28 protein-coding genes and 1 pseudogene are annotated in these 26,719 nt (G+C 41.0%); 11 read left to right on the forward strand and 18 right to left on the reverse strand.

The window, feature by feature from the left end:
* The first annotated feature begins 2 nt into the window (after positions 1-2).
* Positions 3-773, forward strand: a complete 771-nt coding sequence (locus AC6H44_RS01275) for a TIGR04219 family outer membrane beta-barrel protein (RefSeq protein ID WP_500736992.1) — start codon at positions 3-5, stop codon at positions 771-773.
* 43 nt (positions 774-816) lie between these two features.
* Here the strand turns inward: AC6H44_RS01275 and AC6H44_RS01280 are convergent.
* Both AC6H44_RS01280 and AC6H44_RS01285 read right to left on the reverse strand, forming a co-directional pair.
* A pseudogene (locus tag AC6H44_RS01280) lies at positions 817-960 on the reverse strand (DUF2806 domain-containing protein); the annotation flags it as partial.
* Positions 961-968: 8 nt separating this feature from the next.
* Positions 969-1,517: an SRPBCC family protein gene (locus AC6H44_RS01285; RefSeq protein WP_500738355.1), complete on the reverse strand. Its 549-nt coding sequence runs from the start codon at positions 1,515-1,517 to the stop codon at positions 969-971.
* A gap of 529 nt (positions 1,518-2,046) precedes the next feature.
* Between AC6H44_RS01285 and AC6H44_RS01290 the strand changes: the two genes are divergently transcribed.
* Positions 2,047-4,230, forward strand: a complete 2,184-nt coding sequence (locus tag AC6H44_RS01290; protein WP_500736994.1) for a YgiQ family radical SAM protein — start codon at positions 2,047-2,049, stop codon at positions 4,228-4,230.
* Positions 4,231-4,329: 99 nt separating this feature from the next.
* Here AC6H44_RS01290 and mgtE read toward each other — a convergent pair whose 3' ends face one another.
* The 12 genes from mgtE to AC6H44_RS01350 all read right to left on the reverse strand — a co-directional run bounded on the left by mgtE (position 4,330) and on the right by AC6H44_RS01350 (position 13,615).
* A complete protein-coding gene (mgtE, locus tag AC6H44_RS01295) occupies positions 4,330-5,688 on the reverse strand; it encodes a magnesium transporter (RefSeq protein WP_500736995.1) in 1,359 nt (452 codons plus the stop codon).
* 136 nt (positions 5,689-5,824) lie between these two features.
* Complete coding sequence (locus AC6H44_RS01300) at positions 5,825-6,097, reverse strand: HPr family phosphocarrier protein (RefSeq protein ID WP_500736997.1); 273 nt, start codon at positions 6,095-6,097, stop codon at positions 5,825-5,827.
* Between the two features lie 24 nt (positions 6,098-6,121).
* Positions 6,122-6,964 carry an RNase adapter RapZ gene (rapZ, locus tag AC6H44_RS01305; protein ID WP_500736999.1) on the reverse strand — a complete coding sequence of 281 codons (843 nt, stop codon included), beginning with the start codon at positions 6,962-6,964 and terminating at the stop codon, positions 6,122-6,124.
* Between the two features lie 18 nt (positions 6,965-6,982).
* The gene (gene ptsN / locus AC6H44_RS01310) at positions 6,983-7,435 is read right to left on the reverse strand and encodes a PTS IIA-like nitrogen regulatory protein PtsN (protein WP_500737000.1); all 453 of its coding nucleotides are present in this window, start codon (positions 7,433-7,435) and stop codon (positions 6,983-6,985) included.
* Positions 7,436-7,439: 4 nt separating this feature from the next.
* Entirely contained in the window at positions 7,440-7,727 is a 288-nt protein-coding gene (hpf, locus tag AC6H44_RS01315) for a ribosome hibernation promoting factor (RefSeq protein ID WP_500737002.1), read from the reverse strand.
* 25 nt (positions 7,728-7,752) lie between these two features.
* Positions 7,753-9,249, reverse strand: coding sequence for an RNA polymerase factor sigma-54 (locus AC6H44_RS01320; protein ID WP_500737004.1), 1,497 nt, complete (start codon positions 9,247-9,249; stop codon positions 7,753-7,755).
* A gap of 68 nt (positions 9,250-9,317) precedes the next feature.
* On the reverse strand, positions 9,318-10,043 hold the full coding sequence (lptB, locus tag AC6H44_RS01325; protein ID WP_500737005.1) for an LPS export ABC transporter ATP-binding protein: 726 nt from the start codon (positions 10,041-10,043) through the stop codon (positions 9,318-9,320).
* Complete coding sequence (gene lptA / locus AC6H44_RS01330) at positions 10,040-10,579, reverse strand: lipopolysaccharide transport periplasmic protein LptA (protein WP_500737007.1); 540 nt, start codon at positions 10,577-10,579, stop codon at positions 10,040-10,042. The genes lptB and lptA overlap by 4 nt, the downstream gene beginning before the upstream one ends.
* Positions 10,569-11,123 (reverse strand): LPS export ABC transporter periplasmic protein LptC, encoded by a 555-nt coding sequence (gene lptC, locus AC6H44_RS01335; RefSeq protein ID WP_500737009.1) that lies wholly within the window; start codon positions 11,121-11,123, stop codon positions 10,569-10,571. The genes lptA and lptC overlap by 11 nt, the downstream gene beginning before the upstream one ends.
* Complete coding sequence (gene kdsC / locus AC6H44_RS01340; RefSeq protein ID WP_500737011.1) at positions 11,120-11,671, reverse strand: 3-deoxy-manno-octulosonate-8-phosphatase KdsC; 552 nt, start codon at positions 11,669-11,671, stop codon at positions 11,120-11,122. The genes lptC and kdsC overlap by 4 nt, the downstream gene beginning before the upstream one ends.
* A complete protein-coding gene (locus AC6H44_RS01345; RefSeq protein ID WP_500737012.1) occupies positions 11,672-12,643 on the reverse strand; it encodes a KpsF/GutQ family sugar-phosphate isomerase in 972 nt (323 codons plus the stop codon).
* A gap of 3 nt (positions 12,644-12,646) precedes the next feature.
* Positions 12,647-13,615, reverse strand: a complete 969-nt coding sequence (locus AC6H44_RS01350) for a calcium/sodium antiporter (RefSeq protein ID WP_500737014.1) — start codon at positions 13,613-13,615, stop codon at positions 12,647-12,649.
* Positions 13,616-13,880: 265 nt separating this feature from the next.
* On the opposite strand from AC6H44_RS01350, the gene AC6H44_RS01355 reads away from it, so the two are divergent.
* Genes AC6H44_RS01355 through murA form a run of 7 tightly spaced genes read left to right on the forward strand, consistent with a single transcriptional unit; the run spans position 13,881 to position 18,547 of the window.
* Positions 13,881-14,696 carry an ATP-binding cassette domain-containing protein gene (locus tag AC6H44_RS01355; protein ID WP_500737016.1) on the forward strand — a complete coding sequence of 272 codons (816 nt, stop codon included), beginning with the start codon at positions 13,881-13,883 and terminating at the stop codon, positions 14,694-14,696.
* Positions 14,696-15,475, forward strand: a complete 780-nt coding sequence (mlaE, locus tag AC6H44_RS01360; protein WP_500737018.1) for a lipid asymmetry maintenance ABC transporter permease subunit MlaE — start codon at positions 14,696-14,698, stop codon at positions 15,473-15,475. The genes AC6H44_RS01355 and mlaE overlap by 1 nt, the downstream gene beginning before the upstream one ends.
* Positions 15,476-15,489: 14 nt before the next feature.
* Positions 15,490-16,038 carry an outer membrane lipid asymmetry maintenance protein MlaD gene (gene mlaD, locus AC6H44_RS01365; protein WP_500737020.1) on the forward strand — a complete coding sequence of 183 codons (549 nt, stop codon included), beginning with the start codon at positions 15,490-15,492 and terminating at the stop codon, positions 16,036-16,038.
* 5 nt (positions 16,039-16,043) lie between these two features.
* Positions 16,044-16,724, forward strand: a complete 681-nt coding sequence (locus tag AC6H44_RS01370) for an MlaC/ttg2D family ABC transporter substrate-binding protein (RefSeq protein WP_500737021.1) — start codon at positions 16,044-16,046, stop codon at positions 16,722-16,724.
* A complete protein-coding gene (locus tag AC6H44_RS01375) occupies positions 16,717-17,010 on the forward strand; it encodes an STAS domain-containing protein (protein WP_500737023.1) in 294 nt (97 codons plus the stop codon). The genes AC6H44_RS01370 and AC6H44_RS01375 overlap by 8 nt, the downstream gene beginning before the upstream one ends.
* Before the next feature lie 5 nt (positions 17,011-17,015).
* Positions 17,016-17,273, forward strand: coding sequence for a BolA family protein (locus AC6H44_RS01380; protein ID WP_500737025.1), 258 nt, complete (start codon positions 17,016-17,018; stop codon positions 17,271-17,273).
* Between the two features lie 14 nt (positions 17,274-17,287).
* Positions 17,288-18,547, forward strand: coding sequence for a UDP-N-acetylglucosamine 1-carboxyvinyltransferase (gene murA / locus AC6H44_RS01385; RefSeq protein WP_500737026.1), 1,260 nt, complete (start codon positions 17,288-17,290; stop codon positions 18,545-18,547).
* 64 nt (positions 18,548-18,611) lie between these two features.
* Here the strand turns inward: murA and AC6H44_RS01390 are convergent, their stop codons facing one another.
* From AC6H44_RS01390 to AC6H44_RS01400, 3 genes are all read right to left on the reverse strand, one after another.
* The gene (locus AC6H44_RS01390; RefSeq protein WP_500737028.1) at positions 18,612-19,694 is read right to left on the reverse strand and encodes a trypsin-like peptidase domain-containing protein; all 1,083 of its coding nucleotides are present in this window, start codon (positions 19,692-19,694) and stop codon (positions 18,612-18,614) included.
* 100 nt (positions 19,695-19,794) lie between these two features.
* On the reverse strand, positions 19,795-21,147 hold the full coding sequence (locus AC6H44_RS01395) for a Do family serine endopeptidase (RefSeq protein ID WP_500737029.1): 1,353 nt from the start codon (positions 21,145-21,147) through the stop codon (positions 19,795-19,797).
* A gap of 113 nt (positions 21,148-21,260) precedes the next feature.
* Complete coding sequence (locus AC6H44_RS01400; protein ID WP_500737031.1) at positions 21,261-21,695, reverse strand: Z-ring associated ZapG family protein; 435 nt, start codon at positions 21,693-21,695, stop codon at positions 21,261-21,263.
* A gap of 133 nt (positions 21,696-21,828) precedes the next feature.
* Here AC6H44_RS01400 and zapE point away from each other — a divergent pair, with 133 nt between their 5' ends.
* A complete protein-coding gene (gene zapE / locus AC6H44_RS01405) occupies positions 21,829-22,917 on the forward strand; it encodes a cell division protein ZapE (RefSeq protein WP_500737032.1) in 1,089 nt (362 codons plus the stop codon).
* Positions 22,918-23,054: 137 nt separating this feature from the next.
* On the opposite strand, the gene gorA is transcribed toward zapE, so the two are convergent.
* A complete protein-coding gene (gene gorA / locus AC6H44_RS01410) occupies positions 23,055-24,416 on the reverse strand; it encodes a glutathione-disulfide reductase (RefSeq protein WP_500737033.1) in 1,362 nt (453 codons plus the stop codon).
* A gap of 195 nt (positions 24,417-24,611) precedes the next feature.
* On the opposite strand from gorA, the gene prlC reads away from it, so the two are divergent.
* Positions 24,612-26,663, forward strand: coding sequence for an oligopeptidase A (prlC, locus tag AC6H44_RS01415; RefSeq protein ID WP_500737035.1), 2,052 nt, complete (start codon positions 24,612-24,614; stop codon positions 26,661-26,663).
* Positions 26,664-26,719: the final 56 nt, after the last annotated feature.

Genomic DNA, 26,719 nt, shown 5'->3' on the forward strand with positions numbered 1-26,719 from the left:
AAATGAAAAAGTATTGTATAGCAGCGGCTATTTCAATGGCATGTTTAGCACCCGTTGCACAAGCCGACACACTATTAGGTTTGTATGTAGGGGTTGATGGTTGGAAATCAGATAATGAAGGTCGTTTTTCTGACAATAATAACGCGTTGCAAAACTTCAATTTTGAAGACGAAACTTTTGTAAGCTACTATGCTGCTTTAGAGCATCCAGTACCGTTAGTGCCAAACTTAAAACTAAAATACACTGAGCTTGAATTAGCGGGTTCAACGCTGCTTGAAGATACATTTACTTTTAATGGCACCGATTATGTTGTTGGTACTGATGTAAACTCAGTGACTGATTTATCGCATATTGATTATATTTTTTATTATGAGATTTTTGATAACGATTTAATCTCTATTGATTTAGGTGTAAATGCAAAGCAGTTTGATGGTGAGATTGTTGTTACCGGAACTTCACAACAGGGTGGTCCTAACTTTACTGAGCTAAAAGAATTTTCTGGTGTAGTGCCTTTAGCTTACGGCCGTTTTGAAGCTGGCTTACCATTTACTGGTTTAAGTGTGTTTGCGGAAGGCAGTTTTTTGGCCATTGATGACAGCAAGGTGCAAGATTATCAAATGGGTATTGCATGGCAGTTTGTTGATAATTTAGCCGTCGATGTAGCACTTAGAGCGGGTTACCGTTCAATGACTTTAGAGCTTGATGATGTAGATGATATTAATACAAATATTGATGCGTCAGGTCCATTTGCCGGCGTGCAAGTGCACTTTTAAGTAAAAACTATTTTAAAAGCCACCTTGTGTGGCTTTTTTTTGGCTATTTTAAAGCGTGCCATACTAATTCAAACTCCCCTTCAAATGCTGAACCAATTAACTGTTTGTACACTTTATTAACTGGGTAGTTCATTAACTTAAACATTTCATCACCGGTTTGAGTAAATTTATAATAACTCAATAATATTAGCAAGCTTAATGCGGGCTTGTGCGGTTTTGACTATCATGACTTTCCATTATTGTTTGAGGATCGCTCAGTTGAGCCACTGTTTTTAAGTTATTCAGCCCCAAGGTGACTATATTAGCTAATATATTTTCAGCAAATATAGCAACATAACCCGAAATCAGCGGCGCTGTTGCTTGCCCTTCTACATGCCAAGTTACGATTTTGGTTTGTTGGTTAAATTGCATTTTACTCGTGATAATATGTTCTTGATTAAATAACACATTAAATACAATTTCATTGGCACTTAATGAAGATATAGTCATTTCACCTTGCCCCCATTTACCACGCCAAGATTGATAGGCGCCTGTACCTGTACTTGGCTCGCCAATATTAAATTCAATATTAGGGTCTATTTGTTGCCAAGGCGACCATTTATACCAGTGTGAAAAATCTGCTACTAATGATTTGATAACGGCAGGGCGCGCATTGATTTTGATACTTTTTTGCACATGATAATGCTGTGGTAACAGTAATCCAATAACAACAAAAGCCAATAGTAAACTAACCAAAAGCTGGATTAATTTTTTAAATAGTTTAATAGGTATTCCTCATTTAATTTAACAGCCTTTAATAACTTAATAGTTTAGCGCACTGCCGATTACTTTTATCTATTTTATCTACCTCGTGTGATGCTAAAAGTAGACATTAGCAGTGTAGGGTCTGTTGACCTTTCAAGGTTAAATTTGCAGCAGTCTGTTTGGTATTTAGGCAAGGTAGAGCCTATGTAGTGTGGTTATTCCCCATAAATAGGCGATAACGCAGCATCAATACCAAACAGGCGCTGCCCTTCGGGTTCTGCCTAGGGGCGATTTACTCTTTGTTGCTCGGTTTTTACTTAGCCCACTAGGTTACAAACCTCGCGCCGCGATTAAACCGCCCCTAGTTTGAACAAATTGTAATCCGCAAAGGTCAACAGACCCTAATAATATAGATGATTTATTTGTTTTAGTAATAGTATGTTTTTAATTAGTGCTTCCATTTTGCGCTATATCAACAAGGGTGTCGATAGGATATAATCTTCGCCTTTTGTATTTAACGGCCAATTTTATGAGCACATTAAAAGCTGAGCGTGCCTTATTCTCATACCCCAAGTATTGGGCTGAGTGTTATGGTACGGCTCCATTTTTACCTACTACACGCGAAGAAATGGACGCGCTCGGCTGGGATAGCTGCGATATTATTATTATTAGCGGTGATGCTTATGTAGACCATCCTAGTTTTGGTATGGCTGTAATTGGCCGCGTGCTTGAAGCGCAAGGTTTTAGAGTGGGTATTATTGCTCAACCCGATTGGCACTCTAAAGATGCATTTATGGCGTTGGGTAAGCCTAATTTATTTTTTGGTATTACAGCCGGTAACATGGACTCGATGATAAATCGTTATACCGCTGAAAAACGAATGCGCCATGATGATGCATATACTCCAGGAAATATAGGCGGTAAACGCCCAGATCGCGCAGTGATCATATACTCACAGCGTTGTCGTGAAGCCTATAAAGATGTGTTGCTAGTTTTAGGGGGCATTGAAGCCAGCTTGCGCCGTATTGCTCATTACGATTACTGGCAAGAAAAAGTACGTCGTAGTGTATTGTTTGATGCTAAGGGTGATATTTTAATTTATGGTAACGCCGAGCGCCCATTAGTTGAAGTGGCGCACCGTATCGCTGCCGGTGAAACCATGGATACTATTCAAGATGTCAGAGGCACCGCGGTTATTCGTAAAGAGCCTTTGCCTGGTTGGCGCGGAAGTGATTCAACCGCCATTGATAAAATTGGTAAAATAGACCCTATTCCTAATCCCTATGGTGCGGATGATGTTGGCTGTGCTAAATCAGAATTTAAGCAAGCCGGTATTGATTTACAAGCACAGGCTGCAAAACCAATTACTATTCAGCCTGCACGCCTTAAGCCTTGGGAAAAAACCTATGTTAAATTACCTGCATTTGAGCAAGTGAGTGTTAACAAACCTTTATATGCCCATGCCTCAAGAATTTTGCATCAAGAAACGAACCCAGGTTGTGCAAGAGCGTTATTTCAGCGCCATGGTGAGCGTTCTATTTGGGTGAACCCGCCAGCTTATCCACTTGAAACACATGAAATGGATGCGGTGTTCGGGCTGCCTTATCAGCGTATTCCTCATCCAAGTTATGGTGATAATAAAATCCCTGCTTACGATATGATTAAAACCTCGGTAAACATTATGCGTGGCTGTTTTGGTGGCTGTTCGTTTTGTTCTATTACCGAGCATGAGGGGCGTATAATACAAAGTCGTTCTCAAGAGTCTATTATCGAAGAAATTGAACAAATTAGAGATAAAGTACCTGGCTTTACAGGGGTTATCTCTGATTTAGGTGGACCGACAGCGAATATGTACAAACTGCGTTGTACCAGTAAAAAAGCAGAAAGTACCTGTCGGCGCTTGTCGTGTGTTTATCCTGATATTTGTAACCATATGGATACCGACCACACACCCACTATCGACTTGTATAAAAAAGCACGTGAGGTAAAGGGGATCAAAAAGATCTTAATTGCGTCGGGCGTGCGTTATGACCTTGCTGTACGTGATCCTCGCTACGTTAAAGAGCTGGTGACTCATCATGTGGGCGGGTATTTAAAAATAGCACCAGAGCACACAGAAGACGGCCCACTATCAAAAATGATGAAGCCGGGTATGGGTGCCTATGATGAATTTAAAGCCTTATTTGATAAGTACTCTAAAGAAGCGGGTAAAAAGCAGTATTTAATTCCTTACTTTATTTCTGCTCACCCAGGGACTAAAGATGAAGACATGGTTAATATGGCGTTGTGGCTAAAATCGAATGATTTTAAGCTTGATCAGGTGCAAAACTTTTACCCATCACCGATGGCTAATGCGACCACCATTTATCACACTGAGATGAACTCGTTACGTAATATTAAAAATAATACTGAGCAAGTTGCAGTACCCAAAGGGGCGCGTCAACGTCGTTTGCATAAAGCTATTTTACGTTATCATGATCCTGCAGGTTGGCCCATGATCCGTGAGGCGCTTCGCAGTATGGGCAAAGCCAAACTCATTGGTAAAGGCCCTAATTGTTTAGTGCCAGAAGAAGGCCGAGATGAAAAGCAAACTAAAGGCAGTAAAGGCAATAAGAGTGGTCGTCCTGCGCTTACTCGCCATACGGGGTTTAGCCAGTTTAAAAAGGCAAACACTAAACCTAAGGTGGGTGGTAATCGCCAACGCGCTAAATAACTTGAACTTTGGATTATAACCATCAGGTTAAAAAAATAGTATAAAGTAAAACACCGCGTATTCACGCGGTGTTTTGCTATATAAACGTATATTAAGCCATTAAACTAACAACCATGTGGCGGTGCCTAAAAAGGCAAATATACCCACAATATCAGTCACGGTTGTTAGTACTACACTGCCGGCCAATGCGGGGTCTATGTTCATTTTTTTAAGTAAAATAGGAATACATGCACCAGCGACACCGGCAACCACTAAGTTCATAAACATTGCAAAGGCAAGTACCGCGCCAAGCATTAAATCCCATTGCCATATTGCTATAACACTTGCGATAAGCAAAGACCATAACACGCCATTTAATGCGCCAATGGCGAGCTCTTTGAGCATTAAAAAACGTTGGTTAGTTTGATTAATATGGCCCACAGCCATACCACGTATCACTAGTGTCAGAGATTGACTACCCGCTACCCCGCCCATAGATGGCACAATACCATTGAGCACCGCAAGTATCGGTAAAATAGCCAGTGTGCCTTCAAAAAAGCTAGCTACAAAGGCTGCTGCTAATGCGGTAAGTAAGTTAACTCCTAGCCATACAGAGCGTTTTTTTGAACTTTTTAACACCGGTGCAAAGGTATCTTCTTCATCATCTAAACCGACTAAACCAAGTAGGCTATGCTCTGCATCTTCACGAATAACATCGACGATATCATCAATGGTAATACGCCCTAGTAAAAGTGCATTGTCATCAACAACCGGTGCCGATATCCAGTTATGGCGCTCAAACAATTGTGCTACTTCGCTTTCGTCCATTGAAATGGGAATAGACTCACAGTCTTCATCCATTAAATCCTGAACAATTTTTTCAGGAGGATTAGTTAATAAAGTGCTCAGCGATAGGGCGCCTAAAAAGCAGTTATGTTTATCAACAACGTATAAGTCATCCGTGCCCTCTGGTAGCTCACCGCGTAAGCGAATATAACGCAGTACAACATCCAGAGTTACATCTGGGCGAATAGTAACGGTATCGGTATTCATCAATGCGCCAGCAGAGCGCTCTTGATACGATAAAGCCTGCGTTGCGCGTTCTCTATCTTGAATATCCATAGCGCTAACAACATTTTTGTAAACATTGTCAGGCAAGCTGCGCAGTACTTCCCCTAAATCATCATGGCCCATGTCTTCTGTTGCTGCGGCAATGTGTTCAGGTGCCATTTGCGCAATAATACCCAAACGTACATCTTCAGAAAGCTCTTCAAGCACATCACCTTGTACATCAGGATCGACTAATTGCCAGAGCATGCGTCTAATTTTATGCGGAGATGATTCTAAAAGAAGGGCGGTATCACAAGGTGCCGTTTTTGCTAACATGCGCCTAACTTGAACAAATTGACCACTATTGAGTGACTTAGTCACCTGCTTTAGCTGTTGTAGTGGAATATCTTGTTCTAAAGCTTCAGGCATTGGCGTCCTTAATTAAATGTTATTACACAATGATGGGCATAAGTAATATGCAATTTTTTACTTATTTTACTTTATATTACTAAATTACCTCAACCAGTATTAACGCTTGCTTAGGGTTATTTAACAATGAGTCGTTTTATTCTTGCTCATTAAATTTTTGGTTTATCAGTTCACCTATTGCATTAAGTGCAGGCTCTGCATCAGGGCCTTCACACACCACCTTCACTTCTTTTCCTTGGCTGCTTTCGAGCAACATAAGTGCAAGTACACTGTCACCAGCGGCTTGTTTATCATCTTGAAATAAGGTGATAGTGGCATCAAACTGCACAGAAAGTTGAGCGAGAACAGTTGCAGCTCTAGCATGTAAGCCTAGTTTGTTTTTTATTAAAAATGTATTTTCTAAGTGCATTACTTATTCTCGTTTGAGTGAATTTTATTCTTGTTCTCGGTGGCGAATTTTTACGTTAGGGTGGCTCGTAGCGAAGCTCTCACCGATAGTTTGCGCTAAATAAACAGAGCGATGTTGACCCCCAGTACAGCCTATAGCAATCGTTAAATAGCTGCGATTATTTCGCTCCAAATGAGGCAGCCAAGTTTGCACAAAGGTTTGAATTTGCCAAGTAAACTTTTGCACTATGCTGTGACTGGCTAGGTAGTCTTTTACTGGTTGATCAAGCCCTGTAAGCGGTTTAAGTTCGGGTTCCCAATGTGGGTTTGGTAAAAAACGAGCATCAAATACGTAGTCTGCTTCTTTGGGGATGCCATGTTTAAAGCCAAATGATTCAAAAGTAATAATGAGTTGTTTATCTTTTTTTCCGAGTATTTTTTCACGAATCGATTCAGCAAGCTGATGCACACTTAAATCTGTGGTATCAATGATGTAGTTGGCGTGATTGAGTAATACATCGAGCAATTGTTTTTCTTTTTTTATAGCTAAATCAAGTGGCAATGAATCGATAGATAGAGGATGAAGACGCCTTGTTTCTGAAAACCGTTTTATTAATGTTTTATCGTCACTGTCTAAATAAAAGACCGTGGGTTTAGTGAAACCAGGTAAATATTCAATAATTTCATTAAATTGCTGCTGCTCTTTAGGGAGATTACGCACATCTACACTCACAGCAATTTTATTGTAGCTGTCTGAAACACTACGCACTAATGCTGGCAATAAGTTTAAAGGAATATTGTCTACGCAATAATAACCTAAGTCTTCAACCACGCGCAGCGCAACAGATTTACCAGAACCTGAGCGACCGCTTATAATTATTAACTCCATTTATCACCTTTATTGTTACTACGATTCACTTACAATTATCTGATACAACTCATTATCGGATTTTGCACTGCGTAACTGCTTGCAAAACGCCTTGTTGCTGAGCTTATCAGCAATAGTCGCTAACGTTTTTAAATGCTGTTGATTATCACCGTCTGGCACAATGAGAGCGACAAAAATATCCACAGGTCGGTTATCTATCGCATCAAAGTTAATGGCCGTTTCGTTTACTAAAACCAAGGCTAGTGGCTCTTGTACTCCACTCATACGCCCATGAGGAATTGCAATGCCTTTACCTATCCCTGTACTGCCTAATTTTTCTCTAGCAGTTAATGCATTAAGAATATCTTGTTGTGTTAGATAGGGCAGTTTATTGTGGGCCAATTCACTGATAAATTCTAAAATTCTTTTTTTACTATTAAAAAGGACCGCAGCTTTACTGCAGTCCTGACAGATAAGTGAGCTTAGTTTCATAGTGTTAGTGTCGAGCAAGTTTCTCTTTGTGTTTAATTACTTGACGATCTAGCTTGTCAATCAGCGAGTCTATAGCGGCATACATATCTTGGTGCTCGGTAGAGGCAAAAATTTCAGCACCACTAACATGAACGGTTGCTTCAGCTTTTTGGTTTAGTTTTTCTACATCGAGAATAACATGCACATTGGTTATGTGGTCAGTGTGCCTTTGTAGCTTAGCAAATTTACTGCTTACATAGTCTCTGAGCGAGTCGGTAATATCTACATGACGACCAGTTAAGTTAAGTTGCATAAACATTTCCTCTTTGTTGTACGCCTTAAATCAAGCTTTTGCGTTGATTCGACGGGGGAATAGCGAGAGATTCGCGATATTTTGCAATGGTTCTCCTCGCTACTTTAATTCCTTGCTCAGCCAATATATCTGCAATCTTACTATCACTCAATGGTTTGGCTGAGTTTTCTGCAGCGATTAACTTTTTAATTAATGCGCGTATTGCTGTAGACGAACATTCTCCGCCATTTTCTGTGCTTACATGGCTTGAGAAAAAATATTTAAGTTCAAAAATACCGCGTGGTGTGTGCATATATTTTTGTGTGGTTACTCGCGATATGGTCGACTCATGCATTTCTACCATTTCAGCAACATCATTAAGTACCATAGGCTTCATTGCCTCAGGACCATGCTCAAAAAAAGCCTGTTGTTGTTGAACAATGCAGTTAGTCACTTTAAGTAGCGTGTCGTTTCTACTTTCTAAGCTTTTTATAAACCATTTTGCTTCTTGTAAGTGCGAGCGAATAAACTGGCTATCACCACTTGATTTAACCGTACGCGACATAGCCGCATATTGGCTGTTTACTCTGATCTTAGGCATGCTATCTGGATTTAACTCAACCACCCAACGCCCTTTAATTTTTTTAACCGATACATCAGGGATAACATACTCAGACTCTTCTCTAACAATAGTGTCTGCCGGTCTCGGGTTGAGCGTATGAATTAGCCTCATGATCTCTTTAAGCTCATCTTCTTTGAGCTTTGTTTTTTTCATTAACGTGCGATAATCACGTGCTGCCAATAGATCAATATGACTGGTTAAAATCATTTTTGTTTCATTTAAAAAAGGCGTGTTTTTGTCAAACTGATTTAGCTGAATACACAAACATTCTTGTAAACTACGCGCAGCAATACCTACAGGGTCAAACAGCTGAATGCGTTTTAACACGGCTTCTATTTCATCCAGTTCAACTTCTTCATCGCTGCTTTCTTGATTAAAGCTCTCTAATATTTCTTCACAGCTAAGGGTTAAAATACCTGAATCGTCTACCGCTTCAACAATGGCAATCGCTATAGCCTCATCGGTTGGGCTAAATGGCGTAAGTTGAAGTTGCCACATTAAATATTCGTGCAGTGTTTCTGTCGAGGAGCCTTGATAAATAGATTCGTCTTCAGGCATAGGCCCAGATGAAGCCGCTGGCGCTGCGCTCATATATTCATCCCATGTCACATCCATTGCCATATCATCGCTAATGGTGTCTTTACTCATGGCTTCGCCGCTATCTTGCTCAAACTCGCTCGGTTTATCGTCAGCTGAAGCACTTAGCGTTAAATCATCGTTATCCGCTTTTTGTTCGTTTTTACCTGCCGTATCTTCGCTATAGTCTTGTTCTTCTACTTCAAGCAAAGGGTTGCTGTCGAGCGTCTCTTGTATTTCTTGCTGGAGATCCAATGTACTGAGCTGCAATAAGCGAATGGCTTGTTGCAATTGTGGGGTCATTGTAAGTTGCTGGCCCATGCGCAGCTGTAATGATTGCCTCATTTATCTCTAACAATCCTTATAAATTAGTATAATTAATCTTAGCAGATGCTTAGTGGAATAACACACTATTACAGCCTGAACTGCTCGCCCAAATAAACATCGCGTACTGTTTTATCGTTTAATACGTACTCGGGTGTGCCAGATGCAATTAACTCCCCATGAGAAACTATGTAGGCCTTTTCACAAACATCAAGTGTTTCACGGACGTTGTGGTCAGTGATTAGTACCCCGATCCCCCTATTTTTAAGATGTTCTATAATTTTTTTGATATCTAGTACAGAAATAGGATCGACCCCAGCAAAGGGTTCGTCTAATAAAATAAATTTAGGGTTTGCAGCTAAAGCGCGGGCAATTTCAACGCGTCGACGCTCACCACCCGATAAAGCCATACCTTGGCTTTCGCGAATATGCTGAATACTAAATTCATCGAGTAAATTATTTAAGCTCTCTTCGCGCTGTTGCTTGTTTAGTTCTTTACGTGTTTCTAAAATAGCCATTAAGTTTTGATAAACTGTCAGCTTTCTAAAAATTGATGACTCTTGTGGTAAATAACCAATCCCTAAACGCGCTCGGCTGTGCATTGGTAATAACGTAATGTCTTTGTCATCAATTGATATTTTACCTTTGTCGCTCGGTACAAGGCCGACAATCATATAAAAAGTGGTGGTTTTACCTGCACCATTAGGGCCTAATAAGCCCACAATACTGCCAGCTTCAACCTCTAACCCTACGTTTTTAACCACTTCACGGCCTTTATAGCTTTTTGCTAATAGCTCTGCTTTTAATATGCTCATGGTTGGCCTTTATCACCTACTTTTTTGCTTTCAAGTGGCACTAAAATAGTATGTACACGGTCTGTTGAATCCTCGTCTTTTTCAGCGCTAATCAACTGCTGCTTTATATCGTAAGTGATGCTTTTTGCCGTTATTTTTTGTCCTGCTTGAGCTATGCTGGCATCGCCTATTAAGGTTAAAAAGCGCTGCGATACATCGTAACGAACTTCATTAGCGCTGGCGCTCATGATGTTGCCATTCGCTTGTTTTTCTTCAAAATAGGCAGGGCTGCCCGTGGCAATTAAAAGTTGTTTGTTTTCGCCTAAGTCATCACGTTTATGTACTTCTAAGCGATCAGCGGTGATACGGCGATTGCCATGTATAATTTCAACATTTTTCTCAAAAATGCCAACGTTTTCTTTTAACTGACCTTCTTGCCTGTCTGCACTAATTGAGATTTGATTAGCGGCAGGCTCTGCAGTCGTGTCGGCTGAATTGCTATGAAAAGCAATCAATAGTGAAGGAACAATTAAAATTTTAAGTAGTTTATTGGTCATAATATAGGGTTCGCGTATGGTTAATAAGTTTAATCACTTCGGTTTTTAAATCGGCCTCAAGGCCTTTCCCCGTGATTTTTAAATTAGGTCCTGTAATAACAACGCTCTGCTGTGACTGCATGGTTAGCAGTTTTATATCTACATTGATGCTGTCGGCAGTGATAGAGTCAATCATGGCGTTATCTATTAAATTCTGAGCTTTTACATTGCCTTCTAAAATCAGCAGTTTATCGTCATAGAGGGTGGCTTCATCGGCATTAATACGCCAAGTTTGCCGCTCGTTGTACAAGGTAAATATAGGTTGCTCAAAAAAAGTAAAACCGAGTTGCTGGTATAACTCCATTTTTATCGCTGTCACTTTATGGCTTATTTTACCTTGATTATTATAAGCCGTTTGTTTTAGTTCAATGGCGGTATAATCGGGCTTGGCAATAACTTGTGTTTGCTCATTTGTAATAATATCGACTTGAATAAAGTAAGGATACCAGAGCCAAACCATACAGCTTATGAATAAAACGCTCAGTATAATGCGCGCTACATTCATGAACTGCTTCCTTGGCTGGTAAGCGGTTTGTTGTTTTCAAGCATAAGTAGGTCTGTTAACTCTCTTACTGCACCAAAACCACCCGGCTGCTGAGTGATATAATGTGATAAACGCTTAATAAGTGGGTGGGCGTCGTTAACGGCCACTGCAAACCCAACTTTTTCCATTACTGGCATATCAGGGCCATCATCACCTATGTAGGCAATTTGCTCATCGCTTAGTGCTAATTTTTGTTTTAGTTGTTGATAAGCTATAAGTTTATCTTCTTGGCCTTGGTATATATGTTGTACAGTTAGGCTACTCATACGTTGCTGAACTATTTGTGAATGGCGACCGGTGATCACCGCCACTTCAAACCCACTAGTAATAAGCGCTTTAATGCCAAAGCCATCTTTAGTGTTAAATGCTTTAAGCTCTTCCCCTTGGTTGCCAAGGTAAATACGGCCATCAGAAAACACACCGTCAATATCACAAATTAACAGCTTTACTTTTTTTGCGCGCTTTTTGGCATCATCACTTAACGGTTGATAAAGATCCGCAAACTGCATTTACAGCACTCCCGCTTTTAGTAAATCTTGCATATTTAGTGCGCCAATGGGGTGGTTTTGTTCATTTATGACGATTAAGCCATTTATACGCTTTTGTTCCATAATATTTAATGCCTCAGCGGCTAACATATCTTGTGTAGCTGTTGTGCATGATTTAGTCATGACAACATTAATTTCAGTGCTGTGAATATCGACACGTTGCTCTAAAATACGACGCAAGTCGCCATCAGTAAATAGGCCTGCGAGTTGTTTTTTGTTGTCAACAATAGCTGTCATGCCAAGCCCTTTAGCTGACATTTCTATTAAGGCGTCTTTAATTGTTTGTGTTTCATTTATAATGGGCGTGTGAACACCACTGTGCATTACATCTTTTAAGGTTAACAGTAAGCGCTTACCCAAGCTACCACCGGGGTGTGATAGGGCAAAATCATCAGCGGTAAAGCCGCGCGCTTCTAATAATGCCACGGCCATTGCATCACCCATAGCAAGTGTTGCTGTGGTGCTGGCTGTGGGAGCTAAACCTAATGAGCAGGCTTCTTGCTCAACTTTAATACAGACATGCACGTTTGCCAATGTTGCCATGGTTGAGGACTTATTACCCGTCATTGCAATCATTTTAGCGCCAATGCGTTTTAATACCGGAATAATATTAAGCACTTCGCTGGTTTCACCAGAGTTAGAAATAAGTATCACCACATCGTTTTTAGTGATCATACCTAAATCGCCATGACTGGCTTCACCAGGGTGTACAAAAAACGCGGGGCTACCCGTACTAGCAAGCGTGGCTGCTATTTTATTACCAATATGGCCAGATTTGCCCATACCAATCACAATAATCCTACCTGAGCAGTCATACATTAATTGGCAGGCTTGGTTAAAACTGTCATCAACGTATTGTGCAATATCGTTGAGTGCTTGACGTTCAATATCAAGAACGCGCAGCCCTTGTTGAATAAAGTTTAGCGTTGCCATGAATTACCCTACTTGACTAAAAATATAACCTTGGTAAACCACAAATGCGACCAACAGCATACCACCTTCTAGTCTGTTGATACGTTGCTGGCCTCTAAATTTTAACGACATAATAATGAGTGCCAATGTTGCACCTATCATAATAATAACATCGCGGCTGGCAACAGAGGCGTCAATTACTGATGGGTTAATTAAGCCTGCCAGCGGTAATACCGCTAAAATATTAAAAATATTTGAACCAACAATATTACCCAGCGCTAAGTCATCTTCATTTTTAAGTACACTAGCAATAGAGGCGGCAAGTTCAGGTAAACTAGTGCCTATGGCAATAATGGTTAAACCAATTACTAAGTCACTTAAACCAAAATGTTTAGCAATATCGACCGCTGAGCCAATTAAAAAATGTGAGCTAATTGGCAATAAAATCATACCGAATATTAACCAACAAACTGCTTTTTTAGTAGGTACGTTGTTAGGTACTTCGTCGCATGCTTCATTAACAAACGGGTCGTCTTGGTTTTTAGCTCTTAGCGATACGAAAATAAGCCCGCTAATAAAAACCACAAAGCCAAATAATAAGGCTGCCCCTTCAAAAAATGAAAAGTAGTTATCTGAAAAAATATACCATGTAGCAATAGACACCAATAGTACTAGCGGGATCTCACGTTTTAAGGTACCAGAAGACACCGATAAGGGTCTCAAAAGGGCGGTAATACCTAAAACGAGCAAGATATTAGTGATGTTAGAACCAACCGCATTACCCACGGCAGTATCGGTTTTACCGGCAAGTGCAGCTGACGCTGATACCATCATTTCAGGAGCAGATGAGCCCATAGCTACCACAGTTAAACCTACAATTAGGGTGGGTACGCCAAAGTTTTTAGCCAGCGCTGCTGCGCCATAAACAAACCTGTCTGCACTGTATACGAGAGCCGCAAAACCAAGAATTAAAATGACGAACGAGGTAACCATTGTGATAAGCCAGTTGTTGTAAATTTAGATGGCGAAGATAGTAACAAAAGCCATGATAAAAGTATAAGTAAAAGAGTAAGCTGTAATACATAATGCGGTTACTAAAAAAATAATTAGTCGTATTGGTTTGGTTGTTTAAGCGGGTGTTAAGGCTGTTTGAATCAAGCTTATAGCCGTTTTAACAATAGTATTACAAAATCTTACGAATTGTTTTTTCCATCTTGGTTAAAAAACCCTTAAAATAGACAAATGAGAAAATATTGTAATGGAGAGCGGCTTGTCGCAATCAATAGTAGAAGTCAAGGATGTTACCTTTTCAAGAAGCGGTAGAATCATATATAAAAATATGAGTTTTAACGTACCTGAAGGTAAAATTACTGCCATTATGGGGCCAAGTGGAATTGGCAAAACCACCATGCTGCGCTTAATTGGTGGCCAGCTTAAACCTGACTCCGGTGATATTTTATTTAAAAACGACAGTATTGTTGCTATGTCGCGTAAAGAGCTTTACGCAGCGCGCACACGTATGAGTATGTTGTTTCAAAGCGGTGCTTTATTTACTGATATGTCGGTGTACGACAACATCGCATTTCCTATTCGCGAACACACAAAGCTTAGCGAAGATTTAATTCGTTTGGTGGTGTTAATGAAGCTGCAGGCTGTGGGGTTGCGTGGCGCTAAAGATTTAATGCCTTCAGAGTTATCCGGTGGTATGGCACGACGAGCTGCCTTGGCTCGCTCTATTGCCCTTGACCCTGAGCTTATTATGTATGATGAGCCTTTTGCGGGACAAGACCCTATTTCAATGGGCGTGTTGGTTAAGCTAATCAAATCATTGAATGAGGTGCTCGGTTTATCTTCTTTAATCGTCACGCATGATGTAAACGAAGTGATGAGCATTGCTGACCACGTTATTATTATTGCCGATCAAGGTGTGATTGGCAGCGGCACCCCAGATGAGATGCGAGAGCATAAATCGCCTCTTGTTCAGCAGTTTTTAAAAGGGTTATCAGATGGTCCAGTGCCATTTCATTATCCAGCACAAGCTTATGCAGATGAACTGTTAGGAGAGCAGCAGTAATGTTGGATTTACTACAAAAAATAGGTCATAAAACGCTGGGGCGGTTTGCTGCACTCGGGCGCTCAACCCAAATGCTTGTTAGTGCATTATGGCATGTACCCAATTTTAAAAAAGGCACCCCCTTATTGGTGCGCCAATTGTATATGGTGGGGTCACAATCGTTATTAATTATTGTGGTCTCTGGGTTATTTATCGGCATGGTATTGGCATTGCAAGGGTATACCGTATTAGTTGATTATGGCGCAGAAGATAGCCTTGGCCCTTTAGTGGCACTGAGTTTGTTGCGTGAGCTAGGGCCTGTGGTCACTGCACTTTTATTTGCCGGTAGAGCGGGCAGTGCATTAACTGCTGAAATTGGTTTAATGAAAGCCACCGAGCAGCTATCATCACTTGAAATGATGGCCATCGATCCCCTTAGGCGAATTATAGCCCCTCGGTTTTGGGCGGGGTTGATTAGCATGCCATTGCTGGCGTTAATATTTTCGGCGGTGGCTATCATTGGTGCTCATTTGGTGGGCGTTGATTGGCTAGGGGTCGATACCGGAAGCTTTTGGTCTATTATGCAATCGCAGGTGTCGTTTGAAAAAGATGTACTAAACGGTTTAATTAAAAGTATCGTGTTTGCCATTGTTGTGACTTGGATTGCGCTTTATAAAGGGTATGACTGTATTCCCACATCAGAGGGGATCAGCAAGGCAACAACAGAAACAGTGGTGCACTCATCACTAGCGGTATTGGGTTTTGACTTTATTTTGACAGCGGTAATGTTTACCAGCTAATAGGGTATTAAATAATGAATTCACGGAAATTAGAAATTTTAGTTGGTTTTTTTGTAGCATTGGGCATTTTAGCGTTTTCAATGCTCGCGCTTAAGGTCGCTAATTCAGGCATTAGTGGCTCAGGTGAAACCTACACATTAAATGCCAAGTTTGAAAATATAGGGTCATTAAAAACACGTGCACCCATCAAGGTAGGCGGTGTTGTTATTGGTCGTGTAGAGTCAATCTATGTGCACCCACAAGAGTTTTTACCTGTAGTAAATATGAGCATAGATGCGCAGTATTTATGTCGTTTTTCAGACACCAGTTCAATCGCTATTTTAACTTCGGGTATTTTAGGTGAACAATATTTAGGGATTAACCCTGTCATCGCATCAGGGTCAGCAGAGCAACGATGCTTAGGTAAAGATGTAAAAAACACCGTAGATGATCAAGCAATTGACGACTTATTTGGCGTTCAAAGTAAAGCACTTGGCAAAGGTGATTCATTTACAGATACTAAGTCAGCATTAGTGCTGGAAGAATTAATTGGTCAGTTTTTATTCAATCAAGGTAGTGAGTAATTATTATGTTAAAAATATTTTTAGCAAGTTTAGCGCTGGTAGGTTTAACGCTAATACAAGGCGTACATGCAGATGAAGTCAATTTGGTTGATCCTAATAAAATGGTTCGCCAAGTCGCTGACAATACCTTTGCCCGTATTACTAAAGATCAACCATTAATTATTGACAATAAAGAGCACTTACGCGTTATCGTCGAACAAGAGTTAATGCCTTACATAGACTACAAATATGCCGCTCTTCGTATGTTAGGCGCTGAAGTATCTAAGGTGCGTGCTATTACCGATGAAGCAGAAAAAGCAAAGGCAATAGAAGATATTCAGCGCTTTATTGGTGCGTTTAGAGAGTACCTAGTTGCTACCTATGCTGGCGTGTTTACCCAATATACTAACCAACATGTTGAATTTGCTGCCGAACAGCCATTTGAAGGCAAAAATGTGGTGGTGGTAAAAACTAAAATTGTAGAAGCGGGTAAACCTGATATTAAAATTGATTTTAAAGTACGTGAAGACAGAAGTGGGCAGTGGCGAGCGTATGACATGATTGCTGAGGGCATTAGTTTACTCGATGCGAAACAAAGTGAGCTGCAAGGTATTTTACGCCAACAAGGCATTGATCATGTCAGCGACCTGCTAGAGCAAAAAAGTAAGTTACCGGTGCAATTTAGAGGCAATGACACAAATGAGTAAATTGGCAATCAGCCAAGTCGATGATCAGCATTTACGAGTTAGTGGTGAGCTGACTCATAATTCAATTGGCAATGAACGACTTCTGAACCCTAGGCAAAAAACTGAGCATAAAACCCTCTATTTTGACCTAAGTGAGGTCACAAAGGTTGACACAGCCGGCCTAGCTTGGTTAATTCACTCTTTTACAGAATTTAAGCAACAAGGTATTCGCCTTGAATTGCAAAACCCACCTGAACAACTGCAAAATCTTATGCAGTTAGGTCAGGTTACAACCTTATTTGAGTGAGAGTTATGCAAACGAGTCAAATAGAAACATTATTACGCGACGAACTTCAACTAGCTGAAGTACATGTAAAAGCCAATGGTAGCCATTATGAAGTAATCGCGGTGGGCGAATGCTTTGACGGATTAAGTCGCGTTAAAAAGCAGCAGTTAGTGTATGGCCCATTAATGAATACGATTTCAGACGGTACCATTCATGCTGTTTCTATTCGCGCTTTTACTCCAACAGAGTGGAAACGCGAGCAAAAATTCATTTTACCGCAATAAATAAGGCCCCTTAGATGGATCAATTTGTAATTCAAGGTGGCACTTCACTGGCTGGTGAAGTAACTATTTCTGGCGCTAAAAATGCCGCCCTGCCTATTTTATTTGCCGCTTTATTAGCGGATGGTAAAAGCACGTTTACCAATGTACCGCACCTTCGCGATATCATTACTACCGAAGCATTATTAAAAACACTGGGCGCAACGGTTCATTGGCAGGGCGATGCACTCATTATTGATGGCGCAACGGTAAATAGCACATTAGCGCCTTATGAGTTAGTTAAGCAAATGCGGGCCTCTGTGCTTGCATTAGGGCCGTTAGTTGCCCGTTTTGGTGAGGCAAAAGTATCATTACCCGGTGGTTGCGCTATTGGTGCACGCCCGGTCGATATTCATATTCAAGGGTTAGAGCGGATGGGCGCTCACATAAAAGTTGAAAATGGTTACATTAATGCCACCGTGGATGGGCGCTTAAAAGGGGCTGAAGTATTCATGGAAATGGTCAGCGTAGGCGCAACCGAAAACTTACTGATGGCGGCAACGCTTGCTGATGGTAAAACGGTGTTAGAAAATGCGGCGCGTGAGCCAGAAATTATCGACCTAGCGAATTGCTTAATTGCGATGGGCGCTAAAATTAGCGGGGCGGGTTCTAGTCGTATCGAAATTGAAGGCGTTGAGCGTTTATCGGGATGTGAGCATCGCATATTACCGGATCGTATTGAAACCGGTACTTTTTTGGTCGCAGCTGCCATGGCCGGTGGTGAAGTACTGTGTAAAATGACTGATTTTCATTCACTTGAGCCCGTGATTGAAAAATTACGTGCAACCAATGCGTTATTAGAAGTGCATGATGATAGTATTTACCTTGATATGCGTAATCGAGAGCTCAAAGCGGTAAATATTAAAACCATGCCGCATCCGGGTTTTCCAACCGATATGCAAGCGCAGTTTACCGCGTTAAATGTGGTAGCTAATGGCAGTGCCACCATTACCGAAACTATTTTTGAAAATCGTTTTATGCATGTGCCTGAGTTACAACGTATGGGAGCCAATATTCGCTTAGAAGGCAATACCGCGTTTTGTGGTGAAACACAAAGCTTAACCGGTGCACAGGTTATGGCAACCGATTTACGTGCATCAGCGAGCCTTATTTTAACGGGTATTGTTGCTCAAGGTGAAACTATTGTAGATAGAATTTATCATGTTGATAGAGGTTACCAGCGTATTGAAGATAAACTCAGTGCATTAGGGGCTAATATTAAGCGCAGAAATAGCTAGTAAAACAACATAAAAAAACGCGATGAAATATCGCGTTTTTTTATACCTGAAAAAAATAAGAGTCTTATAGCTTGGTTTCTAGTTCTGCCACCTTCACCATTATTTTCTCTATTTCACCGTTACGGTAAAGTTCAAACTCAATCTCTTTTCCAGGCTCGGTACTGCCTATTTTTTTCAACACATTTTGTGGGTTGGCGACCGAAAGTCCTGCAATTTTAATCACGATATCTTGCTCTTCAATACCCGCCTGCCAGGCAGGGCCTAAAGGGTCTAAATTAGTAATGCGCATACCTGCCACAGGCGTTAAGCTATCATTGACCTCTTTACCTGTACTATCTACTGCGGTGCCCTCAAAGCCTAAATAGCCACGAACTACGCGACCATGGCGAATAAGTTTACCCATTACCTCTTTAGCAAGCGTGTAAGGCACAGCAAAAAATATCCCTTGTATATTTAAGTTTTCACGGGTTTTAAATTGCGCTGAGGTGATCCCCACTAAGTCGCCGTTAGAGTTTACTAAGGCGCCGCCTGAGTTACCAACGTTAATAGCGGCATCCATTTGCAGCAAGTTATTAAAGGGGCTGTCGGTGATTTTTTGTTTACCGGTAGCACTAATGATCCCTTGAGTAATGGTTTGCCCTAAGTTGAGCGGGTTACCAATTGCCAATACTAAGTCGCCTACGCTCGCAGCATAGTTATCGTTAATAGGAATAACCGGTAAATGATTGGCATTTATTTTTAATAAGGCTAAATCAGTAATAGTATCAAAGCCAATAAGCTGTACATCAAAAAATCGTCTACCGTCGGTGAGTATAACCAGTATTTGATCGGCATTATTAATCACATGGTAATTAGTTAAAATATAACCGTCAGGTGACATAATTACCCCAGAACCTAACTCTTGCACGGTATTTTGACGTTTATAGCGTGGCTCTTTAGAAATACTTTCTGAAAAAATAGTCACAACCGATGGCGCAGCTTGTTTTACCGCATCAGAAAAACTTAAATGGCTTGTCGTCATCGCACTTGGTAGCGCAACGTTAGGTAGTAATGCAGTGCGCATGTTAGGGCTGAAAAAAACCACTAAAAAAGCAATGCCTAAACCGGCAAATAAAGGGGGAAGTACAAATTTTAGAAGTTTTAGCACGGTATTCTTATTGTTAGTGAGCAATCCCTTTATGATGGCACAAAAAAAATAACAGCGGCAAGTGCCGCTGTTACTTTTATTGTATTTATTGGGTATATTATTACTGAATCAATACAAAAATAGACTCACGTCCACGTTTTACACCTAGCACAATATTACCTTGAATATCTTCAATAATTTGGTTCATGTCACGAATGCTTTCAACTCGCTGGCGGTTTACTTGCACAATAACGTCACCTTCTTCAAGGCCAACACGTGCTGATGGCGAGCGAGGATCGACAGAAGTGACCTCAATGCCTTTTACCTTGTTTTTATTAACGTTTTCAAGCGTTGCACCTTGGAATGCAGGGTGTAACTCTTCACCGGCCGCGGTTATCCCCGAGGCACCATCTAAAGTCACTTTCACGTTTTTGACTTTACCGTCGCGGTAAATCCCAAGTTGTACCTCACGGCCTTCGCCTAAAGTGGCAATTTTGCTACGTAGTTCATGAAAGCCACTAATTTCACTACCATTAATACTAATAATGACATCGCCTGCTTTAATACCGGCTTTACTGGCTGCGGTATCATCCATTACCTGCATAACATAAGCACCTTGTTTAACATCAAGCTGCTGTGCTTTGGCAAGTCCAGCATCAAGCGGGCGACCTGAAATACCTAACGAGCCACGACGTACTTCACCGTGTTCTACAATTTGATCAACCAAGTTTTTCATCATATTAGATGGAATGGCAAAACCAATTCCCACATTACCACCCGATGCACCTAAAATGGCAGTATTAATGCCTATTAGCTCACCGTTTAAATTCACTAAAGCGCCGCCTGAGTTACCTTGGTTAATCGCGGCATCGGTTTGAATGAAATCTTCATAGCCTTCAATATTTAAACCACTTCGCCCTAATGCACTAACAATACCTGAGGTAACCGTGTGGCTTAAGCCAAAAGGGTTGCCAATGGCTACAGCAAAATCACCCACACGTAAGTTATTTGAATTAGCCAGTGTAATCGCCGTTAAATCCTCGGCGTCTATTTGCAAAAGCGCAATATCAGATTCTTTATCGCTGCCAATTTTTGTTGCTTCGTATTCGCGACCATCTTCAAGGGTGACCACCATTTTTTCAGCATCTTGAACTACGTGGTTATTGGTTACCACATAGCCTTTGTCTGCATTAATAATAACCCCAGAGCCTAATCCGCTAAATTGGCGTTTTTGACTGCGTGGCTGTGGGTTACCAAAAAAGAAATCGAGAGGGTCGCCACGTCTGCGTACCTCTTTAGAGCCTGAAACCTGAATGCTCACCACACCCGGCGTAATTTGCTCAAGCATAGGAGCAAGTGTTGGTAATTGTTGGCCATTAACAGCAATCGGCAACTTTGCAAATGAGGCGGTTGAACTTAATAATAAGCTAGTAGATAAAATAGCGGCACTAATAAGTGATAATTTCATTTTCATAGTCAGGGTTTACTCCACTTAAAAAAGCAAAAGGCTGCAAAAAGCAGCCTTAAAAAAGTATAGAAACAACAAAGCTGTTATTACTAAAGACTATGGGGTCAAAAAAAAGTTCATCAAGATACTTTAGATTTATTCTTATCACCGGCAAATAAACCAGACTCACCTAATACATAATCAGCTGGTTGGGCATCGGCGTTAGAGCGATCTGAGCTGCGCTCTTTTAGCGATGCTTGTAACTGTTCAGTGGTTTCTTTAGAGAAAAACGGCTCAGCAGGGGCTTTGTTTCTGTCTTCAAGTAATAACTGGTTGGTTTCTTCAACATGAGTTAATAACTGGTCGTAATTTTCTTTCATTTTATTTACAAGCTTACCCGTATTCGCTAAATGATCGGCTACATCTTGACGATACTGCTCTAAAGTATGTTTAGCTTGCTCTGCTTGTTGCTCTAACTCATCTTGTTTAAACTGTTTTTTAGTGACAAAGGCACCAATGAAAAATGCAGCAATAGCAACCACTATTACTAAACCTACCCATGTAAATGTACCCATAAATTCACCTCTTTGCGAAAATAACTAAAAATAGTTAGTTCAATAATAATTCATACTATCTCTAATATACCCTGAGTAGTGATGCGTGTTAATATGCTTTACAAATTAAACTGTGTTTTAACTGTAAATAGATATGACTCCTTGGCAAACATACCAGCAAGACCTTCAACGTGATGACTTTGTATATGACGCAGCACAAGAAAATGCAGTTCGTCATTTACAGCGTCTGTACGACGATTTAACGCAAGTAAAACCGCAGTCTAAAGGGTTTTTTGCAACGCTATTTAATAAAACAGCGCCTGAGCCCATTAAAGGCTTATACTTTTGGGGTGGCGTAGGGCGGGGTAAAACTTACCTAGTTGATACTTTTTACGAGGCCCTGCCTGGTGACAGAAAAATGCGAGTGCATTTTCATCGTTTTATGCACCGAGTACACAATGAGCTTAAAAAGTTAAACAACACGGGCAACCCTCTAGAAACAGTAGCAGATATTTTTAAAGCTGAAACCGACATTATTTGTTTTGATGAGTTTTTTGTCCAAGACATTACCGATGCCATGTTACTCGGCGGCCTAATGGAAGCGTTATTCGCTCGCGGTATTGTACTGGTGGCCACATCAAATATTGTGCCTAACGACTTATACCGCAATGGCTTGCAGCGTGCTCGCTTTTTACCCGCCATTGCCTTAGTGAATAAACACACTGAAATTGTTAATGTTGATTCAGGTATCGATTATCGATTACGTACACTTGAACAAGCAGAGCTTTTTCATAGTCCGCTTGATGAGCAAGCCGATAAAAACCTATTCGAATATTTTGACAAGCTCTCACCCGAAGTTGGTAAAGTAGATACCCCCATTGAAATAGAAGGGCGGATGATTAAAACCCGCAAAGTATCAGACTGTATAGTGATGTTTGAATTTAGCGAACTGTGTGAAACAGCGCGAAGCCAAGTTGATTACATGGAAATAAGCCGTTTATACAACACCGTTATTTTATCAAACGTAAAACAGCTAGGGCAAAACAATGATGATGCAGCAAGGCGTTTTATTGCCTTAGTAGATGAATTTTATGAGCGCAATGTAACATTAATCATCTCTGCAGAAAAACCAATCACCGAACTGTATACTCAAGGCAATTTAAACTTTGAGTTTAAACGCTGCATAAGCCGCCTGCAAGAAATGCAATCGCTTGAGTATTTAGCTAAAGAGCATTTAGCTTAAAATACGAAGGTTAGAGTTAACGGGCTACGAGACACGAGTTGAGGTTACGTAGCAGCGAGTTTACCTCGCGTAAATTTGCTTATTTACAAATAAAAAACCTTGCAGCATGAACTACAAGGCTTTTAAACTGCTCGAACCTATCTCATGGTAACAAATTCTTCAGATCCAGTCGGATGCAGTGCGACAACCGCATCAAAATTGGCCTTAGTCGCGCCCATTTTCATGGCCACGGCAAAGCCTTGAATCATTTCATCTACCGTAAAGCCAATACCGTGTAAGCCGACTACTTTTTCATCATCGCCTGCACACACTAGCATCATGTTACAGGCTTGGCGGTGCTGAGTAACTGCGGTGTACATAGCTGCAAACGTAGATTTGTACACTTTTACGTTTTCGCTGCCGTATTGAGAAATCGCTTCTTGCTCAGTTAAACCAATGGTGCCAATGGGGGGATGACTAAATACCACTGTAGGAACTAAGGTGTAGTCCATTTTTAAATCATTTGGTAGGTCTTGATTGAATAAACGCTCCGATAAAGTACGGCCCGCTTTAACTGCCACGGGGGTAAGTTCAATCCCATTTTCAATAATGTCACCCACTGCGTAAACATTTTTAGCTGTGGTATTTTGGTATTCATCTACTTTTACATGACCACTTTCGTTTACTTCTACGCCTGCGGCAGCCAAATTGATTTTATCGGTTGTTGGTGTACGGCCAATTGCCCAAATAACCTGATCAACATTTTCGCTATAACCATTTTCAAAATGAATAGTTAAACTGCCATCAGCTTCTTTAACCACTTCTTTTGGCGAACATTCAGTATGAAGCGTTGGCCCTTCTTTAGCCATAATATCAACCAAAGTATCTATTATATAAGGGTCAAAGGTACGCAGTGGCTTGCTTTTTCGAACAAATAAATGGGTTTGTGTACCTAGGCTGTGTAGTACACCGGCAATTTCTACTGCAATATAACCGGCGCCCACTACGGCAACGCGCTTGGGGTGTTCGTTAAGCTCAAAAAAGCCGTTTGAGTCAATACCATGTTCCGCACCCGGAATATTAGGTATGGTTGGGCGTCCGCCTACAGCAACCAGAATATGATCAGCTGTGTAATACTCGCCATCGACTTCAACGGTTTTACTATCTACAAATTTTGCAAAGCCTTTAATAACGGTAACGCCGTTTTTAGCCAAGCCGCTGTCATAGCCTTTATGAACACGAGAGATATAGGCTTCTCGGCTTTCTACCAGTTTTGACCAGTCAAAGCCTTTCACTTCTATATCAAATCCGTAGTCAGGGGCATAAAGATTAATTGCTTCAGCAATTTGAGCGCCATGCCACATTATTTTTTTAGGTACGCAACCTACGTTAACACAGGTGCCTCCCATGTGCTTTGCTTCAATAAGTGCCACTTTTGCGCCACGCATTGCTGCACGGTTAGCTGATGCAATACCACCACTACCGCCACCAATAGCAATGTAGTCAAAATGCTGAGCCATGTTTAATCCTCTAAATAGTTTATTTAACAATTATGTGTTGATGATACCATAAGCAATAAGCAAGTCACTCGCCTGGGTCTGCTTAATCAAACGAAAACGCAGGCAGTTCAGATCAAGCGCCTGTGAGCGCTTCCTCTTGTATTTACGTATTTTGCCCCAACTTCTTTTTTATATTTGCAAAAATTGAGATTAACTATGAGCAATACACAAACAAATCCCTTAATTGGTCTGGAGGGCTTACCGCCTTTTTCAAAAATAAAGCCTGAACATATAGTACCAGCGCTAAAAAAAGGGATTGAGCACTGCCGTAGTGCAATAGATGAAGTATTAGCCAAGCAATCATACACTTGGAACGATTTAGTATTACCACTTGAAGAAGCTGACGATAAGTTATCGCGTTTGTTCTCGCCAGTATCACATTTAAATTCGGTGATGAATAACGACGAATTACGAGACGCTTACGAGCAATGTTTACCGCTTATTTCTGAGTATTCTACGTTTGTTGGCCAGCACCAAGGGTTATATGCAGCTTATAACGCGCTTTATAACAGCGATGAGTTTAAAGCACTCACCACAGCACAGCAAAAAACCATTACTAACGCACTGCGTGATTTTAAACTGTCAGGCATTGCATTAAATCCTGAGCAACAAAAACGTTACGGCGTAATTAGTGCGCGCTTATCAGAGCTTGCCTCAAAATTCGGTAACAACGTAATGGATGCCACCTTAGCTTGGCATAAACATATTACCGATGAAAGCCAATTAGCAGGTTTACCAGAGTCTGCGCTTGCTCTGGCTGCCGACACCGCAAAAAGTAAAGAGCTAGATGGTTGGGTATTTACCCTAGATTTCCCTTCATATTTGCCGATTATGACCTATGCAGATAATCGTCAACTGCGTGAAGAAACATACACTGCGTTTTCTACACGTGCATCCGATCAAGGCCCCAATGCGGGAGAGTTTGATAATTCGGCAATTATGAGTGAAGAGCTTGCACTGCGTCATGAATTGGCACAACTATTAGGTTTTAATAACTACGCTGAAAAATCATTAGCCACAAAAATGGCAGAATCACCCGCACAAGTGTTTTCATTTTTAGAAGACTTAGCCGCTAAATCTAAACCACAAGCAGAGCAAGAGCTTAAAGAGCTGCAAGAATATGCCGAGCAAAAGCATGGTATTAGTGAACTGCAGGCGTGGGATTTTGGTTATTACAGTGAAAAGTTAAAACAAGAAAAGTACGCGATTTCAGATGAAGTACTTCGCCCGTACTTCCCAGCAAATAAAGTACTGAGTGGCTTATTTGAAACCGTTAATCGCCTATTCGGCATTCGTGTTAAAGAAGTAACTGATTTTGATAGCTACCATAAAGATGTACGCTTTTTTGAAATTGTAGACAGTAATAACACCTTGCGCGGTCGTTTTTATCTAGATTTGTACGCCCGCGATCACAAACGTGGTGGCGCGTGGATGGATGACTGTATGGGGCGTAAAGTGCGCGCTAATGGAGAACTTCAAACACCAGTTGCCTACTTAGTGTGTAACTTTAATAAAGCGATTGGCGATAAGCCAGCTTTGTTTACCCACAATGAAGTAACCACACTGTTTCATGAGTTTGGTCACGGTATTCATCATATGCTTACTAAAGTAGATGCCGCCCCCGTTGCCGGTATTAATGGCGTAGCATGGGATGCAGTAGAGTTACCAAGTCAGTTTTTAGAAAACTGGTGTTACGAGGAAGAGGCATTGAGCTTTATTTCGGGGCACTTTGAAACGGGCGAGCCACTGCCTAAAGAGTTGCTTGATAAATTGCTTGCGGCTAAAAATTACAACTCAGGTATGCAAATGTTAAGACAGCTTGAGTTTTCGTTATTCGATTTTAAAATTCATCACGATTATCATGCAGATAAACCCTGTAACATCCAAGCCATGCTAAACGATGTTCGTAGTCGTACCTCAGTAATAAAAGCACCGGCGTTTAACCGTTTTCAGCATAGCTTTAGTCATATTTTTGCGGGTGGCTACAGCGCCGGTTATTATTCGTATAAATGGGCTGAAGTGCTTTCGGCGGATGCCTATTCTAAATTTGAAGAAGAGGGCATTTTTAATCCACAAACAGGCCAAGCATTTATGCAGCACATTCTTGAAAAAGGCGGCAGTGAAGAACCAATGGCACTGTTTAAAAACTTCCGTGGTCGTGAGCCCCGTGTTGATGCACTGTTGCGCCACAGTGGCATAGCTGCTTAATCAACAAATTAATTAACTAAAGCGCCTTAATGGCGCTTTTTAATTGCCTAAAATAC

This window comes from Pseudoalteromonas sp. TAP-3C, from assembly GCF_059888565.1.